The 16,182-nt window shown below is 55.3% G+C and carries 14 protein-coding genes; 7 read left to right on the top strand and 7 right to left on the bottom strand.

The genetic code is table 11. The features are described from left to right. Positions 1 to 8 precede the first annotated feature (8 nt). From rsmE to metK, 5 genes are all read right to left on the bottom strand, one after another. Positions 9 to 740, bottom strand: a complete 732-nt coding sequence (rsmE, locus tag ACW9E7_RS16575; RefSeq protein ID WP_136195093.1) for a 16S rRNA (uracil(1498)-N(3))-methyltransferase — start codon at positions 738 to 740, stop codon at positions 9 to 11. Between the two features lie 51 nt (positions 741 to 791). Then, positions 792 to 1,499: a deoxyribonuclease I gene (gene endA, locus ACW9E7_RS16570; protein ID WP_111963221.1), complete on the bottom strand. Its 708-nt coding sequence runs from the start codon at positions 1,497 to 1,499 to the stop codon at positions 792 to 794. Between the two features lie 94 nt (positions 1,500 to 1,593). Further along, positions 1,594 to 2,091, bottom strand: a complete 498-nt coding sequence (locus ACW9E7_RS16565; RefSeq protein WP_021242073.1) for a SprT family zinc-dependent metalloprotease — start codon at positions 2,089 to 2,091, stop codon at positions 1,594 to 1,596. Positions 2,092 to 2,149: 58 nt separating this feature from the next. After that, a complete protein-coding gene (galP, locus tag ACW9E7_RS16560; RefSeq protein ID WP_111963220.1) occupies positions 2,150 to 3,547 on the bottom strand; it encodes a galactose/proton symporter in 1,398 nt (465 codons plus the stop codon). 346 nt (positions 3,548 to 3,893) lie between these two features. Next, a complete protein-coding gene (gene metK / locus ACW9E7_RS16555) occupies positions 3,894 to 5,048 on the bottom strand; it encodes a methionine adenosyltransferase (RefSeq protein WP_014885184.1) in 1,155 nt (384 codons plus the stop codon). Positions 5,049 to 5,473: 425 nt separating this feature from the next. Here metK and ACW9E7_RS16550 point away from each other — a divergent pair, with 425 nt between their 5' ends. From ACW9E7_RS16550 to speB, 4 genes are all read left to right on the top strand, one after another. Next, positions 5,474 to 5,617, top strand: coding sequence for a hypothetical protein (locus ACW9E7_RS16550; protein WP_420314984.1), 144 nt, complete (start codon positions 5,474 to 5,476; stop codon positions 5,615 to 5,617). Between the two features lie 94 nt (positions 5,618 to 5,711). Continuing rightward, positions 5,712 to 5,843, top strand: a complete 132-nt coding sequence (gene yqgB / locus ACW9E7_RS16545; RefSeq protein WP_127312443.1) for an acid stress response protein YqgB — start codon at positions 5,712 to 5,714, stop codon at positions 5,841 to 5,843. 8 nt (positions 5,844 to 5,851) lie between these two features. Then, positions 5,852 to 7,828: a biosynthetic arginine decarboxylase gene (speA, locus tag ACW9E7_RS16540; protein WP_008499744.1), complete on the top strand. Its 1,977-nt coding sequence runs from the start codon at positions 5,852 to 5,854 to the stop codon at positions 7,826 to 7,828. A gap of 286 nt (positions 7,829 to 8,114) precedes the next feature. Continuing rightward, on the top strand, positions 8,115 to 9,035 hold the full coding sequence (gene speB / locus ACW9E7_RS16535; protein ID WP_008499737.1) for an agmatinase: 921 nt from the start codon (positions 8,115 to 8,117) through the stop codon (positions 9,033 to 9,035). 52 nt (positions 9,036 to 9,087) lie between these two features. Here the strand turns inward: speB and ACW9E7_RS16530 are convergent, their stop codons facing one another. Both ACW9E7_RS16530 and loiP read right to left on the bottom strand, forming a co-directional pair. Further along, a complete protein-coding gene (locus ACW9E7_RS16530; protein WP_458728107.1) occupies positions 9,088 to 10,356 on the bottom strand; it encodes an OprD family outer membrane porin in 1,269 nt (422 codons plus the stop codon). Between the two features lie 210 nt (positions 10,357 to 10,566). Further along, a complete protein-coding gene (gene loiP, locus ACW9E7_RS16525) occupies positions 10,567 to 11,325 on the bottom strand; it encodes a metalloprotease LoiP (protein ID WP_021242066.1) in 759 nt (252 codons plus the stop codon). 272 nt (positions 11,326 to 11,597) lie between these two features. On the opposite strand from loiP, the gene tkt reads away from it, so the two are divergent. The 3 genes from tkt to pgk all read left to right on the top strand — a co-directional run bounded on the left by tkt (position 11,598) and on the right by pgk (position 16,147). Then, on the top strand, positions 11,598 to 13,589 hold the full coding sequence (tkt, locus tag ACW9E7_RS16520) for a transketolase (protein WP_045355615.1): 1,992 nt from the start codon (positions 11,598 to 11,600) through the stop codon (positions 13,587 to 13,589). Positions 13,590 to 13,914: 325 nt separating this feature from the next. Continuing rightward, the gene (gene epd / locus ACW9E7_RS16515) at positions 13,915 to 14,934 is read left to right on the top strand and encodes an erythrose-4-phosphate dehydrogenase (RefSeq protein ID WP_127732263.1); all 1,020 of its coding nucleotides are present in this window, start codon (positions 13,915 to 13,917) and stop codon (positions 14,932 to 14,934) included. 49 nt (positions 14,935 to 14,983) lie between these two features. Continuing rightward, positions 14,984 to 16,147 (top strand): phosphoglycerate kinase, encoded by a 1,164-nt coding sequence (gene pgk, locus ACW9E7_RS16510; protein WP_023309116.1) that lies wholly within the window; start codon positions 14,984 to 14,986, stop codon positions 16,145 to 16,147. Positions 16,148 to 16,182: the final 35 nt, after the last annotated feature.

The raw sequence follows: 16,182 nt of genomic DNA, 5'->3' as shown, positions 1-16,182 counted from the left end.
TTAATGCTTCAACCCAGATCGCCAAACCGTACCTGTAGCGCGGTAATGGCCGTGAGTGCCGTTGTCTCAGTGCGCAGAACGCGAGGTCCCAACAGAATATCAGTAAACTGGTAACGTGCCGTCATCGCAATTTCGTCCGCCGACAGGCCGCCTTCGGGGCCAATCAGCAGGCGAACGCGCTCAACGGGCAGCGGTAGCGTATTGATGCTGGCGCTGGCGCGCGGATGAAGATTGAGCTTCAGCCCACTGTCCTCTTCAGCACACCACTCCTCCAGATCCATCGCCGGGCGGATCTCCGGAATACGGTTCCGGCCACTCTGTTCGCAAGCCGCGATGGCAATTTTCTGCCACTGCTGGATCTTTTTGTTCAGACGTTCCGCATCCAGTTTAACGCCACAGCGCTCAGAAAAAAGTGGCGTAATGAGGCTTACACCCAGTTCAATGGATTTCTGAATGGTGAACTCCATTTTCTCACCGCGCGACATGACCTGGCCCAGATGAATGTGCAGCGGTGATTCCCGGTCATCCACTTCACCGCGCAGGACGTTCACGTGTACGCTTTTTTTATCTGCCCGCGTAATTTCGGCGTCGAACACCTGGTTCGAGCCGTCGAACAGCTGGATTGCCTGACCGGCGGCCATGCGCAGCACGCGGCCAACGTGGTTGGCGGCGTCATCAGACAGGGCGATTTCGCGTCCTGCGGTAATCAGTTCAGGGTGGTAAATGCGGGGAATGCGCATAGTCAGAAATTCCATGTGTCATGCGATATAAGCGAATTGCCGTAGTGTAGGTTAGCTCTTTTGCGCCTGGCAAGCTCGCTGGACGTAAGGGTTGTGATTCCCCTGGACTCTGGCGATACGGTCGTCGCGCTGGCATTCCCACTCCGTCACCGGATACTGCTTGTCCCAGGCGTTGAACAGCTGCGTCTGCTGGCGGGAGAGAGTGAGATCGTAACGGTCACGCATATAGAAGTAGGTGCGGGCAATGCTGCCGCGCGCGCGGGCAGGGGGCTCGGCGACTTTCTCTTTAAAATCAATCTTCATACCGCACTGGCCGTACTGGCCTTCGCCACCGTTCCACTGGCTGTACATGAAGTTACCCCGGTCGCCGTTCACTTCGCCCACCGCGGGCTGCAGGTTATGCATGTCGCTTTCCATCTGGCGGTAAACCGGGTCTTTGGCACAGTTTTTACGTCCGCCATCCTGCCAGCACTGGCGCTGGTGGCCAAACTGCCATGCCGGAACGACATGTTCCCATTCAATACGGCTGGCGCGGTTTTCGTTTTTACGCACCTTGTAGCCGCAGGACTCAAGGTCAACGACCCCTTTTTTACCCTGCCAGTTAATTTTACAGCCGCAGTAGAAATCGCCCGGCACATCGGCGTTCACCTTCACGCCTGCGGCCTTGGCCTGGGAAAAACTGTTGATACCGTCGGCCAGAGCATGGCCTGAGAGCGCCGTCGTCAGAAAGGCGACCGCGAGAGAAAAATTACGGGACATCTTACACTCCGTGTCAAAACGAGCCCGCAACGTAACGAATGTTGTTCCTGTATGCAATCAGTCAGATCAGGAAAGTTCCTGAAAGTTCAGATGATTATTCCGCAACCAGCGGCTCGCCGCATTTGACGCAGCGGTAGGTCGCCTCGCCGCGCACCACGCGATTATGGCGACGGACGGTAAGCTGGTGCTGCTGGCACTGACAGCGGTAGGGGAAGGTATTGCGGCGCACCGACTCCAGCTCGAACTGGTGGGTACGGCGCGCCGGAACGCCGAGCACCGCCTCCATCATCCACTTCCACTCTTTTCCGTGGGGGGCGACGCGCCCGAAGTGCTTCCACACCAGCAGATGCGCCAGCTCGTGCGGCACCACTTCATCGATAAACGCCTGCTGGTTTTCCATCATCAGCACCGGGTTAAGGCGGATCTCATACGACTCGAGCCAGGCGGTACCGGCCGAGGTGCCACGCTGCTGGTAGACGAGTTTGGGTTCAGGGTAGTTGCGCCCGAGCTTCAGGTTCGCCTGGGCGAGCTTTTCCCGCAGGCTGCGCATAACGGCCTGCTGAATGGCGATGGGGAGACGGGGTGCTTTCATAGGGGCAGAGCATAAAGCGCGAAGCGGGGAGGTGCAAGAGGCACCTCCCGAGTGAGGATTAGTCGTGGGCGCCGATTTCGCGCAGAGGACGACCTTTCATCAGATTACGTTCAATATGTTCCAGGGACACATGTTTGGTTTCTGGAACCAGCCAGATGGTCAGCACAATAAAGAAGATGTTCAGACCGGCGTAGACCCAGAAGGTGTTCGCGTTGCCCAGGGTATTGAGCATGGTCAGGAACGTTGCGCCGACGATCATGTTGGCAATCCAGTTGGTTGCGGTAGAGCAGGTGATGCCAAAATCACGTCCTTTCAGCGGCTGGATCTCAGAGCACAGCACCCAGATCAGCGGACCGGCGCTCATCGCAAACCCGACGATAAACATCAGCAGCATGCCTACCGCAAAGTACTGGGCGGTTGGGGAGTGAATGCCCACATGCATCATGGTACCGAGGACGCCCATACCGGCCGCCATCACCAGGAAGCCCAGCGTCAGGGTTGGCTTACGTCCCCAGCGGTCCACCAGACCGATGGCGATAAAGGTCGCCAGCACGTTGGTCAGACCCACGATGACGGTCCCCCACATCTGCTCGGTGGTGTTGGTATAACCCGCCAGCTCAAAGATTTTGGGCGCGTAGTACATGATGACGTTCATCCCCGTGAACTGCTGCATCACCTGCAGCAGTACGCCGAGGAAAACGGCGCGACGGAAGTTGCTGTTCTCTTTAAACAGCGCCCAGCCGGACTGTTTGACCTTCAGGCTTTCGCGGATCTCTTCCAGCTCGTTTTTCGCTTCCGCGCTGGTATCGCGCAGGCGCATCAGCACGCGTTCTGCATCGTGGAATCGACGTTTTGCAGCAAACCAGCGAGGGCTGTCCGGCAGGAAGAAGACGCCAATCAGCAGCAGAACCGCAGGGATGATGATCACGCCGAGCATCCAGCGCCATGCGCCGCTGTAGCTAAACGCCGTATCTGAAAGGTACGCGCCCAGGATACCAATGGTGATCATCAGCTGGTACATGGAAATCATACTGCCGCGGATTTTCTCCGGCGCAATTTCAGACAGGTAAAGCGGGGCGGTATAGGACGCCACGCCCACGGCCAGACCAAGCAGCACGCGGGAAACCAGCAGGACCTCAACGTTAGGCGCTGCGGCAGAGAAGAGTGAGCCGGCAACGAACAGGATCGCGCCGATCATCAGGCTCTTTTTACGTCCGAGCTTAAAGGAGAGCCAGCCGCTGCCGACGGCCCCGACGGCCGCGCCAAACATCATTGAGCTAACCACCCACTCCTGGGTGTGAGCGCTGATCTGGAACTCTTCTGTAATGAAAGGTAATGCACCGGCAATCACGCCGATATCCAGGCCAAAAAGTAATCCTGCCAGGGCGGCGAGGAAACAGACGAAGAATGTCATCGCCTTGTTGGACGTACGCCCCTGTTTTTTATTGTCAGGCATTATGCCCTCCAGTTGGGTTATCAGTTTTATTGATGTTAAGGGTAGGTGAGCGACCCACAAAAATATGTGAGATTAATCACATAGGTGTAATCGATTACACAGCTTTGCAACCGTAAATAAAATTAAAGCTTTGAAAATATAGAGGTAAATGAGGTGATATGCATCGCGAAAGGACACATTTCAGACTTAACTGAAAGGGAATGTAACAGCAGAAGAAAGTCGATCGTGCAAAGAGAATATTCTGAAAGCGGGGGATGTCCGGTGCGGTGTAATCGGTTCCAAATATCGCCACCCGACAAAAAAAGGCCAGCCCGAAGGCTGGCCTTTTAAAAGCGATGTCAGTCGATTACTTCAGACCGGCAGCTTCACGCAGCAGAGCGGCTTTGTCGGTTTTTTCCCATGGGAAATGTTCACGACCAAAGTGACCGTATGCAGCGGTTTCTTTGTAGATAGGGTGCAGCAGATCCAGCATCTGAATCAGGCCGTATGGACGCAGGTCAAAGAACTCGCGTACCAGCAGCGTCAGCTGTTCTGAAGGCACTTTCTCGGTACCAAAGGTTTCAACCATGATGGAGGTGGGTTCAGCCACGCCGATTGCGTAGGAGACCTGAATCTCACAGCGGTCAGCCAGGCCGGCAGCAACGATGTTTTTCGCCACATAACGTGCCGCGTACGCCGCAGAACGGTCAACTTTAGACGGATCTTTACCGGAGAACGCACCGCCACCGTGACGCGCCATGCCGCCGTAGGTATCAACGATGATTTTACGACCTGTCAGACCGCAGTCACCCATTGGGCCGCCGATAACAAAGCGTCCGGTTGGGTTGATGAAGAATTTGGTCGCAGAGCTCAGCCATTCGGTAGGCAGAACCGGCTTGATGATCTCTTCCATCACTGCTTCCTGCAGGGATTTCTGATCGATTTCTTCGGAATGCTGGGTAGACAGAACCACCGCGTCAATACCGACGATTTTGCCGTCGTCATACTGGAAGGTGACCTGGCTTTTCGCATCCGGGCGCAGCCACGGCAGGGTGCCGTTTTTACGCACTTCTGCCTGACGCTGCACCAGACGGTGTGCGTAGGTGACCGGTGCTGGCATCAGCACGTCGGTTTCGTTGGTTGCATAGCCGAACATCAGACCCTGGTCGCCCGCGCCCTGTTCCAGCGGATCGGCACGGTCAACGCCCTGGTTGATATCCGGAGACTGTTTGCCAATTGCGCTCAGTACCGCGCAGGAGTTGGCATCAAAACCCATATCAGAATGCACATAGCCGATCTCACGCACCGTGTTACGGGTGATCTCTTCGATATCAACCCATGCGCTGGTGGTGATCTCACCGCCAACCAGAACCATGCCGGTTTTGACATAGGTTTCGCACGCTACGCGTGCTTTAGGATCCTGCGCCAGGATCGCATCCAGCACCGCATCGGAGATTTGGTCAGCAATTTTATCAGGATGTCCTTCTGATACGGACTCGGACGTAAACAGGTGTTTTGCCATGTTTTATTTCACCTAAGAGGAATTTGGTTAGCTCAAGCTGCTGTGTGGAATAGCCAAAGGAGATAATTCTACCAAGGCCTGCAGGTTTTTGACACTGGCAGTATGAGTGTTAATCAGTATAGATGGATTAACATCTGGATGGCTATTTTAGGTCACTTCTTCGCCCGATTTCCAGTTTTTTTTGACTAACCTCTCACTCAGTTGAAATTGCTGCTGGCAATAATTCCTGACGGCCCCGGCAACACGCGCATTTTTGTTTTGCTTTTTAGCCCCCTTCTCGGTATAAAACGCGGCGCGCGGCTCATATAAAATAAGCGCTCGATGAACTCATCGTGTCGCCACTTCCAGCCGGGTTAAGCAGTGAACTTTTAGCTTTGGCTTGGGGTCCGTTTCAGCAGAAGCGGCCGTGGAGGTGATACGAGATAATGAACCATCGTTTTCCGCTAATTCAGCGCAGCCGTTCTGGCGCGCATTTGATTCCCGCAACCCGCATTTTTAGTCTGCAAACCTGCCGATGTTATACCCATCTCGGCGCTTCTCAGGATTCCAGGGCCGGTCGCGCTTTGTGAAAACTGAACAAGGGCGCTCTTGTTAATACAAGAGTTTTCTCGTGGTTTCGCCGAACCTTGTCATACAGAGTTCGGATACGTGTTTTACAATGATATGAATAAGAAACCGGTCGCACGGTCTGGATTTCAGCATACTCTGCTGGGAAATGGAGCCGTTTATGGGTTGTTATCGCCGTATAACGCTGCGATAGTAGTCAACTGTTTTACACTTAATACAAAGAGTTGAGGTTCGCTATGTCTGACGACATGTCTTCTTTTTCGCCTTCGTCAGCGGGCGAACAGGGTGTACTACGTTCTATGCAGGAGGTTGCGATGAGCTCCGAGGAAGCCAGCAAGATGCTGCGCACTTACAATATTGCCTGGTGGGGCAATAACTATTACGACGTCAACGAACTGGGCCACATCAGCGTCTGCCCGGATCCGGACGTTCCTGAAGCGCGCGTGGATCTCGCGAAGCTGGTTAAAGCCCGTGAAGCTCAGGGCCAGCGTTTGCCTGCACTGTTCTGCTTCCCGCAGATCCTGCAACATCGCCTGCGTTCGATTAACGCCGCGTTTAAGCGCGCGCGTGAATCCTACGGTTATAAAGGTGACTACTTCCTGGTTTACCCGATCAAGGTGAACCAGCACCGCCGCGTAATTGAATCTCTGATCCACTCCGGCGAGCCGCTGGGTCTGGAAGCGGGTTCCAAAGCTGAACTGATGGCAGTTCTGGCGCATGCGGGCATGACCCGTTCAGTGATCGTCTGTAACGGCTATAAAGACCGTGAATACATTCGTCTGGCGCTGATTGGCGAGAAGATGGGCCACAAGGTCTATCTGGTTATCGAAAAGATGACCGAAATCGCCATCGTGCTGGAAGAAGCCGAGCGTTTGAACGTGGTGCCACGCCTTGGCGTGCGTGCGCGTCTGGCGTCGCAGGGTTCCGGCAAATGGCAGTCCTCCGGCGGCGAAAAATCCAAGTTCGGCCTGGCGGCAAACCAGGTACTGCAGCTGGTGGAAATCCTGCGCGAGCGCGGTCGACTGGACAGCATTCAGCTGCTGCACTTCCACCTCGGCTCGCAGATGGCCAACATTCGCGATATTGCGACCGGCGTGCGTGAGTCAGCGCGTTTCTACGTTGAGCTGCATAAGCTTGGCGTAAATATTCAGTGCTTCGACGTGGGCGGCGGCCTGGGCGTGGACTACGAAGGGACCCGCTCGCAGTCTGACTGCTCCGTGAACTACGGCCTGAACGAATATGCGAACAACATCATCTGGGCTATCGGCGATGCCTGTGAAGAGAACGGCCTGCCGCACCCGACGGTGATCACCGAATCCGGTCGCGCGGTGACCGCGCACCATACGGTGCTGGTCTCGAACATCATCGGCGTTGAGCGCAGCGAAACCACCGAAGCGACGCCGCCGGCAGACGATGCGCCGCGTTCCCTGCAGAGCATGTGGGAAACCTGGCAGGAGATGCACGAGCCGGGCACGCGTCGTTCCCTGCGCGAATGGCTGCACGACAGCCAGATGGACCTGCACGATATTCACGTGGGCTATTCTTCAGGCACCTTCAGCCTGCAGGAGCGCGCGTGGGCGGAGCAGCTCTATCTGAACATGTGCCATGAAGTGCAGAAACAGCTCGACCCAAGCAACCGCGCGCACCGTCCGATTATCGACGAGCTGCAGGAGCGTATGGCGGATAAGATTTACGTCAACTTCTCGCTGTTCCAGTCGATGCCGGATGCCTGGGGTATCGATCAGCTGTTCCCGGTTCTGCCGCTGGAAGGGCTGAACCACGCCCCGGAACGTCGCGCGGTGCTGCTAGACATTACCTGCGATTCCGACGGTGCTATCGACCACTACGTTGACGGCGACGGCATCGCAACGACAATGCCAATGCCGGAATACGACCCGGAGAACCCGCCGATGCTGGGCTTCTTTATGGTCGGCGCGTATCAGGAGATCCTCGGCAACATGCACAACCTGTTCGGTGATACCGAGGCTGTTGACGTGTTTGTCTTCCCTGACGGCAGCGTGGAAGTTGAGCTGTCCGATGAAGGGGACACCGTGGCGGACATGCTGGAATACGTTCAGCTGGATCCGAAAACCCTGCTGACGCAGTTCCGCGATCAGGTGAAAAACACCGGTCTGGACGACGCGCTCCAGCAGCAGTTCCTGGAAGAGTTTGAAGCGGGTCTGTACGGATATACGTATCTGGAAGACGAGTAAGTAAAACTCCCTCTCCCCGTGGGAGAGGGTTGGGGTGAGGGCATCAGGCTGCTGTGCCGCCAATGCCCGGTGGCGCTGCGCTTACCGGGCCTACGAATGTAGGCCGGATAAGGCGAAGCCGCCATCCGGCAGAATGCTATACTCACTTGAACCCGTATGCATTACCGGCGATAATTCGCCCTAATAAGCGATTTACGAATCAATCCCTTCCTCGTCGGGTTTAACGACGCGGAGGGGATTTTTTTTCATCTGTTTTTAATGTATCGACTTTAAAAGAGGTCAGGACATGAGCACTTTAGGTCATCAGTACGATAACTCTCTGGTATCTAACGCGTTTGGTTTTTTACGCCTTCCGATGAACTTCCAGCCGTACGATAGCGACGCTGACTGGGTGATCACCGGTGTGCCGTTCGATATGGCGACATCTGGCCGCGCGGGTGGTCGTCACGGCCCGGCGGCGATCCGTCAGGTTTCCACTAACCTGGCCTGGGAGCACAACCGCTTCCCGTGGAACTTCGACATGCGCGAGCGCCTGAACGTGGTGGACTGCGGTGACCTGGTGTATGCCTTCGGCGACGCGCGTGAGATGAGCGAAAAGCTGCAGGCGCACGCCGAGAAGCTGCTGGCTGCCGGTAAGCGCATGCTCTCCTTCGGCGGCGACCACTTCGTGACCCTGCCGCTGCTGCGCGCCCACGCGAAGCACTTCGGTAAAATGGCGCTGGTACACTTTGATGCGCATACCGACACCTACGCGAACGGCTGTGAGTTTGACCACGGCACCATGTTCTTTACCGCGCCGAACGAAGGTCTGATCGACCCGAACCACTCCGTGCAGATCGGTATTCGCACCGAGTTCGACAAAGATAACGGCTTCACCGTGCTGGATGCGGGCCAGGTTAACGATCGCGGCGTTGATGACATCCTCGCTCAGGTGAAGCAGATTGTGGGTGATATGCCCGTGTATCTGACCTTCGACATCGACTGCCTGGATCCGGCTTTTGCACCGGGTACCGGTACGCCGGTCATCGGCGGCCTGACCTCAGACCGCGCCATCAAGCTGGTGCGCGGCCTGAAGGATCTGAACATTGTCGGGATGGATGTGGTGGAAGTGGCGCCTGCCTATGACCAGTCCGAGATCACTGCGCTGGCCGCAGCGACTCTGGCACTGGAAATGCTCTACATTCAGGCAGCTAAAAAAGGCGAATAAGCCTCGCCTGGCGTGAAAAAAAACCTCTCTATTGAGAGGTTTTTTATTGCCTTTAGAACACGTTAAACGGGTATTCCACGTAAGCGCGGATCTCGTCCCCGCCCACGTTGTAATCGCTGGCGTTGCTGGAGACGCGCAGCACGGAATAGCGCAGTTTCAGTTTCAGATCCTTCGCCGGGCCATCCTGCACCTGGTACTGGATCTGGTTAAACCACTCGTGCTCTTTGCCGTTGCTGGTTTCAGAGGTTTTAATATTATCCCCACGTACGTAGGCAGTGGTCCAGCTCAGGCCCGGTAAGCCAAGACCGCCAAAGTCCAGACCGTAGGATGCCTGCCATGAACGTTCATCTTCGCCGTTAAAATCAGACCAGTAGGAGTTCGCCAGCCAGATGGTGTTACCGCCGTCACCCACGCCGCCCTGGTCGCGGTAGCCGCCGTAGTTGTAGCCGGTACTGCCGCTGCTCTGCTGGTACGCTACTTTGAACGTGTGAATATCCCAGATGTAGCTCGCCGCCAGGCTCCAGATAGCGTTGCTGCGGCCCGTATCGAGGCTGTCCGCGTAACCCTGGTCGAGACGGGAGTTATAGCCGTTGAAGTCGAGCACCAGCTGCTGCCCGGTGCTGAACGGCTGTTTGAAGTTCAGGCCCAGATACTGCTTGTTCATCACCTCTTCATTATGAGAAGCGTACAGCGCGCCGCTGAACTGGTCGTTGAACTGGTAGCTTGCGCCGCCGAAGGAGAGGCTCTTCAGCCCGCTGTCGTGGCGGTCATCGCTTTTGCGCTGCTCGTCGGTGAAGTAGCCGACGTTAACTTCCAGACCGTCGATCTCTTTCGAGGTCAGCATAGCGCCGGTGTAGCTTTCAAACAGCAGGCGGGAGCTGTCGGCATTGACGATAGGCAATTCAGGGCGCTGATTCCCGTAGCTCAGTACGGTATTGGAGATGCGCATTTTGGCGGTCGCGCCAAACTTTGCCAGATCGGATTTTGCCCGGCCGTCGTCTTCCTGTTTAAAGAAGTCGATGCCGCCTGCGCCGCTTTTGCCGCGGCCGCCGTCCAGGCGCACGCCATATTGAGCAATACCGTCCACACCAAAGCCCACCAGCCCTTCAGTATAGCCGGATGCAAACGTGGCGATGATCCCCTGACCCCATTCGGCTTTGTCCTGCTGACCCTGATGATAGTCGCGGCTGATATACGCATTGCGGAAAAACAGGTCCAGACGGCTGTCGTCAATAAAACCCTGGCTGTCGGATTGCAGGCTTGCAGCGGCAGGTAATGCGGCAAATAAGCTTAAAGCAACTAATGATAATTCTTTTTTCACGGAGGGAACGTCTCTGTCTGGATATATTAATTTGAATAACTGCGGAGGTGATAATTACCGGAAAAAGTGACCTTTGCAATAATTATGTGACCAGACATTTCAATGCCATAAGGCAGATTTGGCGGGGCTTTCAGGGGTGTTATCGATACGTGCTGTTAAGTTAACAATTCATGCGAAATAAAAAGGAGGCAAAACTGCCTCCTTCTGAAATTATTTAATTCCGTCTGCGGCCATACGGTCGCGAATATGCTGTGCGCGTTCTTCTGAGGCCGGGTGATCGTCAAACATGGAGCTTTGGCGTCCGGCTTCCAGCTTGGCCAGTTTTTCGAAGCTGGTGGCTAAGCCTGATGGATTAATGCCGCGTTTGCGCAACAGATCGTAGGAGTAGTCATCCGCCTCGGACTCCTGACGCTGTGAGAACTGAGAGTTAACCAGCTTTTCACCCACGTCCCCAAGCTGTGACTGCGACAGGCTGCCAACGATACCGCCTGCAGAGGCCGCCGCTGCGCGGATGGCATTGGTGCCCAGGGCAACCTGCATCCCTTTCTTCACGTGGCCCAGGGCAACGTGGCCCATTTCATGGCCGATGACCGCTTCCACTTCGTTGTCGGTCATCATGTCCATCAGTCCGCTGTAAACGCGGATACAGCCGTTCGCCATCGCGAAGGCGTTGACGTCTTTCGCCATGTACACCTTGTAGTTCACCGGCTGGCCGTTGATGTTGTCGCCCAGCGCGGAAGCAATCTTATTCAGACGCTGCGTGTAGGTACTGTTGGCCGGCGCAAGCGTGGCTTTTCCGTCCATATCTTTACAGGCCTGGTCGCTCAGCGCTTTCACCTGCGCATCGCTCAGGGAATAGGCCTGAAAGGCCTCTGCCCCTGACGTCATCAGACCGTTAGAATCCATATTCTGACAGCCGCTCAGCAGGAGCGTTGTACCCAGGGCCAGCACTATTGCACGCATTTTCATGAGGTTGCTTCCGTACTCGTTAATCTGAATAAAATCCGAAAAGGTCACCGTCAGCGAAGCCGGTGTCGGGATAAGTATAAGGAATATCTACAGGGCCGGGCGAGTAGATTGCGCAACATGCGAGCATGATCCAGAGATTTCTTAAGCTGCAAAAGAATGGTCCATGTACATGGCATGCCGCTTGGGTTACATTGTTGGCACTTTTTTCCGGCGTAGCCCAAAACGCGCTGTCGTCAAGGGCATGGCCTTTAACAGTCCGATCTGGAGTTAAAATGTCCTCACGTAAAGAGCTTGCTAATGCTATTCGTGCGCTGAGCATGGACGCAGTTCAGAAAGCCAAATCCGGCCACCCAGGGGCTCCTATGGGTATGGCTGATATCGCCGAAGTCCTGTGGCGTGATTTCCTGAACCACAACCCGCAGAACCCGTCATGGGCTGACCGCGACCGCTTCGTGCTGTCCAACGGCCACGGCTCTATGCTGATCTATAGCCTGCTGCACCTCACCGGCTACGATCTGCCAATTGAAGAGCTGAAAAACTTCCGTCAGCTGCACTCCAAAACTCCAGGTCACCCGGAAGTGGGCTACACCGCTGGCGTAGAAACCACCACCGGTCCGCTGGGTCAGGGTATTGCTAACGCTGTGGGTATGGCGATTGCTGAGAAGACCCTGGCGGCGCAGTTCAACCGTCCTGGTCACGACATCGTTGACCACTTCACCTACGCTTTCATGGGCGACGGCTGCATGATGGAAGGCATTTCTCATGAAGTGTGCTCCCTGGCAGGTACCCTGAAGCTGGGTAAACTGGTTGCGTTCTATGACGACAACGGTATCTCCATCGACGGTCACGTTGAAGGCTGGTTCACCGACGACACCGCAGCACGTTTCGAAGCCTACGGCTGGCACGTTGTGCGTGGCGTTGATGGCCACGATGCTGACTCGATTAAACGTGCAGTGGAAGAAGCGCGCGCTGTGACGGACAAACCGTCCCTGCTGATGTGCAAAACCATCATCGGCTTCGGTTCACCGAACAAAGCGGGTACGCACGACTCCCACGGCGCGCCGCTGGGCGATGCAGAAATCGCACTGACCCGCGAAGCGCTGGGCTGGAAACACCCTGCATTCGAAATCCCATCAGAGATTTACGCTCAGTGGGATGCAAAAGAAGTAGGCCAGGCGAAAGAAGCGGCCTGGAACGAGAAGTTCGCTGCTTACGCGAAAGCCTTCCCGCAGGAAGCGGCTGAATTCACCCGTCGTATGAAAGGTGACATGCCGTCTGACTTCGACGCGAAAGCGAACGAATTTATCGCTAAGCTGCAGGCGAACCCGTCTAAAATCGCGAGCCGTAAAGCGTCTCAGAATGCGATTGAAGCGTTTGGCCCATGGCTGCCAGAATTCCTGGGCGGCTCCGCTGACCTGGCGCCATCTAACCTGACCCTGTGGTCTGGTTCTAAGCCAATCAACGAAGATACTGCCGGTAACTACATCCATTACGGTGTACGTGAATTCGGTATGACCGCGATTGCCAACGGTATCTCCCTGCACGGTGGTTTCCTGCCGTACACCTCTACCTTCCTGATGTTCGTTGAATATGCCCGTAACGCCGTGCGTATGGCGGCGCTGATGAAACAGCGTCAGGTGATGGTCTACACCCACGACTCCATCGGTCTGGGCGAAGACGGCCCAACTCACCAGCCGGTAGAGCAGGTGGCTTCCCTGCGCGTGACCCCGAACATGAGCACATGGCGTCCATGTGACCAGGTTGAATCCGCGGTGGCGTGGAAATACGGCGTTGAGCGTCAGGACGGTCCAACCGCGCTGATCCTCTCCCGTCAGAACCTGGCGCAGCAGGAGCGTACCCCTGAGCAGCTGGCGAACATCGCTCGCGGTGGTTACGTGCTGAAAGATTGCGCGGGCCAGCCTGAGCTGATCTTCATCGCTACCGGTTCTGAAGTTGAGCTGGCTGTTGCCGCATGGGAAAAACTGACTGCCGAAGGCGTGAAGGCGCGCGTGGTCTCCATGCCGTCTACCGATGCGTTTGACAAGCAGGATGCCGCTTACCGTGAATCCGTTCTGCCTAAAGCGGTTTCCGCGCGTGTGGCAGTGGAAGCGGGTATCGCTGACTACTGGTTCAAATACGTGGGCCTGAACGGTGCCATCGTCGGTATGACCACCTTCGGTGAGTCTGCTCCGGCAGAGCAGCTGTTCGAAGAGTTCGGCTTCACCGTTGAGAACGTTGTCGCGAAAGCGAAAGAACTGCTGTAATCGCCGTTTTGCCCGGTGGCGCTACGCTTACCGGGTCTACAAATGGCTCGAAAGTAGGCCGGGTAAGCGCTAGCGCGCCACCCGGCTTTTTTTGCGTCATTATTCCACCTAAAATGTGACGCAAGTCATATAGCTCGCTTATTCATCTGGACAGACATTCCTTTTATTCCCCGATTCGCTTATTCTTGCTGAAGCGTTTCAGTCGATTAAATGTTCGACAATTGACCAATCAATCGCAGTTTGTGACAGCAAGGATTCCCCTTCGGGCGTAGCTGGATTACTCTTTCAGCCACCTCAAACTCAGGGATTGCTTTGCAGGAGATCTATGACCGTACGCGTAGCGATTAATGGCTTCGGTCGCATCGGGCGTAACGTGGTTCGTGCTTTGTATGAATCCGGACGTCGGGCGGAAATAACCGTGGTGGCAATCAATGAACTGGCGGATGCTGCGGGCATGGCGCATTTATTGAAGTATGACACCAGCCACGGACGTTTCGCCTGGGATGTGCGCCAGGAAAGAGATCAGCTCTTTGTGGGTGATGACGCTATTCGTGTTCTGCATGAGAACAGCATTTCCGGGCTACCCTGGCGTGAACTGGGTGTGGATGTCGTGCTTGACTGTACCGGTGTTTATGGCAACCGCGAACACGGCGAAGCGCATCTGGCTGCAGGCGCGAAAAAAGTCCTGTTTTCTCATCCCGGCAGTAATGACCTCGACGCGACAGTCGTGTTTGGCGTCAACCAGCATGAGCTGCAGGCCGAACACCGCATTGTTTCCAACGCCTCCTGTACCACCAACTGCATTATTCCGGTCATCAAACTGTTAGACGATGCGTATGGCATTGAATCCGGCACCGTGACCACGATTCATTCCGCCATGCACGATCAGCAGGTTATCGACGCCTACCATCCGGATTTACGACGCACTCGCGCGGCGAGCCAGTCAATCATTCCGGTGGATACGAAACTGGCGGCAGGGATCACCCGTATTTTTCCGCAGTTTAATGACCGGTTTGAAGCGATTGCCGTGCGTGTCCCGACGATTAACGTCACTGCAATTGACCTTAGCGTGACGGTGAAAAAACCGGTAAAAGCCTGTGAAGTCAACCTGTTGCTGCAAAAAGCGGCACAGGGGGCATTTCATGGTATAGTTGACTATACGGAATTACCGTTGGTCTCAGTAGATTTTAACCACGACCCGCACAGCGCCATCGTCGATGGTACGCAAACGAGAGTCAGTGGGGCACACCTTATCAAGACGCTGGTCTGGTGTGATAACGAATGGGGCTTTGCTAACCGAATGCTCGACACCACGTTAGCAATGGCCGCTCAAGGTTTCAGGTAAGACGCATCGTGCGTCTGCAAAACTTTAAGAATCAACGAGAGGATTCACCATGTCTGTAATTAAGATGACCGATCTGGATCTGGCTGGTAAACGCGTTTTCATCCGTGCCGATCTGAACGTACCGGTTAAAGATGGCAAAGTGACCAGCGACGCGCGTATCCGTGCATCTCTGCCAACCATCGAACTGGCTCTGAAGCAGGGCGCGAAAGTGATGGTCACCTCCCACCTGGGTCGTCCAACTGAAGGCGAGTACAACGAAGAGTTCTCTCTGCTGCCAGTGGTTAATTACCTGAAAGACAAACTGTCCAACCCGGTTCGCCTGGTAAAAGATTACCTGGACGGCGTTGAAGTGGCTGCCGGTGAACTGGTTGTTCTGGAAAACGTTCGCTTCAACAAAGGCGAGAAGAAAGACGACGAAACCCTGTCCAAAAAATACGCTGCACTGTGCGACGTATTCGTGATGGATGCCTTCGGTACTGCTCACCGTGCACAGGCGTCAACCCACGGTATCGGTAAATTCGCAGACGTAGCGTGTGCCGGTCCTCTGCTGGCTGACGAACTGGAAGCGCTGGGTAAAGCACTGAAAGAACCAGCTCGTCCGATGGTGGCTATCGTTGGTGGTTCTAAAGTTTCTACCAAACTGACCGTTCTGGATTCCCTGTCTAAAATCGCTGACCAGCTGATCGTTGGCGGTGGTATCGCGAATACCTTTGTTGCCGCTCAGGGCCACAACGTCGGTAAATCCCTGTACGAAGCAGACCTGGTTGACGAAGCCAAACGCCTGCTGGGTACCTGTGATATCCCGGTTCCAACTGACGTTCGCGTCGCGACCGAGTTCTCCGAAACCGCAACCGCGACCCTGAAATCTGTAAACGACATCAAAGACGAAGAGCAGATTCTGGACCTGGGCGACGTTTCTGCACAGAAACTGGCTGAAATCCTCAAAAACGCAAAAACTATCCTGTGGAACGGTCCTGTTGGCGTGTTCGAATTCCCGAACTTCCGCAAAGGTACTGAAATCGTTGCTAACGCTATCGCAGACAGCGAAGCGTTCTCTATCGCAGGCGGTGGTGACACCCTGGCAGCAATCGACCTGTTCGGTATCGCTGACAAGATCTCCTACATCTCCACTGGTGGCGGTGCATTCCTCGAATTCGTGGAAGGCAAAGTACTGCCAGCAGTAGCAATGCTCGAAGAGCGCGCTAAGAAGTAAGCCATTCAAGGGCAGGGAAACCTGCCCAATTTTCA

The sequence above is a fragment of the Enterobacter sp. H2G27 genome (assembly GCF_054403075.1).
The sequence above is the reverse complement of the archived record's forward strand: the minus strand, read 5'-3'. Positions and strand labels throughout refer to the sequence as shown.

Excerpts from the sequence above, each read along its gene's own strand:
- rsmE (WP_136195093.1), bottom strand. The coding sequence starts at position 740 with ATGCGCATTCCCCGCATTTACCACCCTGAACTGATTACCGCAGGACGC.
- endA (WP_111963221.1), bottom strand. The coding sequence starts at position 1,499 with ATGTCCCGTAATTTTTCTCTCGCGGTCGCCTTTCTGACGACGGCGCTC.
- ACW9E7_RS16565 (WP_021242073.1), bottom strand. The coding sequence starts at position 2,091 with ATGAAAGCACCCCGTCTCCCCATCGCCATTCAGCAGGCCGTTATGCGC.
- galP (WP_111963220.1), bottom strand. The coding sequence starts at position 3,547 with ATGCCTGACAATAAAAAACAGGGGCGTACGTCCAACAAGGCGATGACA.
- metK (WP_014885184.1), bottom strand. The coding sequence starts at position 5,048 with ATGGCAAAACACCTGTTTACGTCCGAGTCCGTATCAGAAGGACATCCT.
- ACW9E7_RS16550 (WP_420314984.1), top strand. The coding sequence starts at position 5,474 with ATGAACCATCGTTTTCCGCTAATTCAGCGCAGCCGTTCTGGCGCGCAT.
- yqgB (WP_127312443.1), top strand. The coding sequence starts at position 5,712 with ATGAATAAGAAACCGGTCGCACGGTCTGGATTTCAGCATACTCTGCTG.
- speA (WP_008499744.1), top strand. The coding sequence starts at position 5,852 with ATGTCTGACGACATGTCTTCTTTTTCGCCTTCGTCAGCGGGCGAACAG.
- speB (WP_008499737.1), top strand. The coding sequence starts at position 8,115 with ATGAGCACTTTAGGTCATCAGTACGATAACTCTCTGGTATCTAACGCG.
- loiP (WP_021242066.1), bottom strand. The coding sequence starts at position 11,325 with ATGAAAATGCGTGCAATAGTGCTGGCCCTGGGTACAACGCTCCTGCTG.
- tkt (WP_045355615.1), top strand. The coding sequence starts at position 11,598 with ATGTCCTCACGTAAAGAGCTTGCTAATGCTATTCGTGCGCTGAGCATG.
- epd (WP_127732263.1), top strand. The coding sequence starts at position 13,915 with ATGACCGTACGCGTAGCGATTAATGGCTTCGGTCGCATCGGGCGTAAC.
- pgk (WP_023309116.1), top strand. The coding sequence starts at position 14,984 with ATGTCTGTAATTAAGATGACCGATCTGGATCTGGCTGGTAAACGCGTT.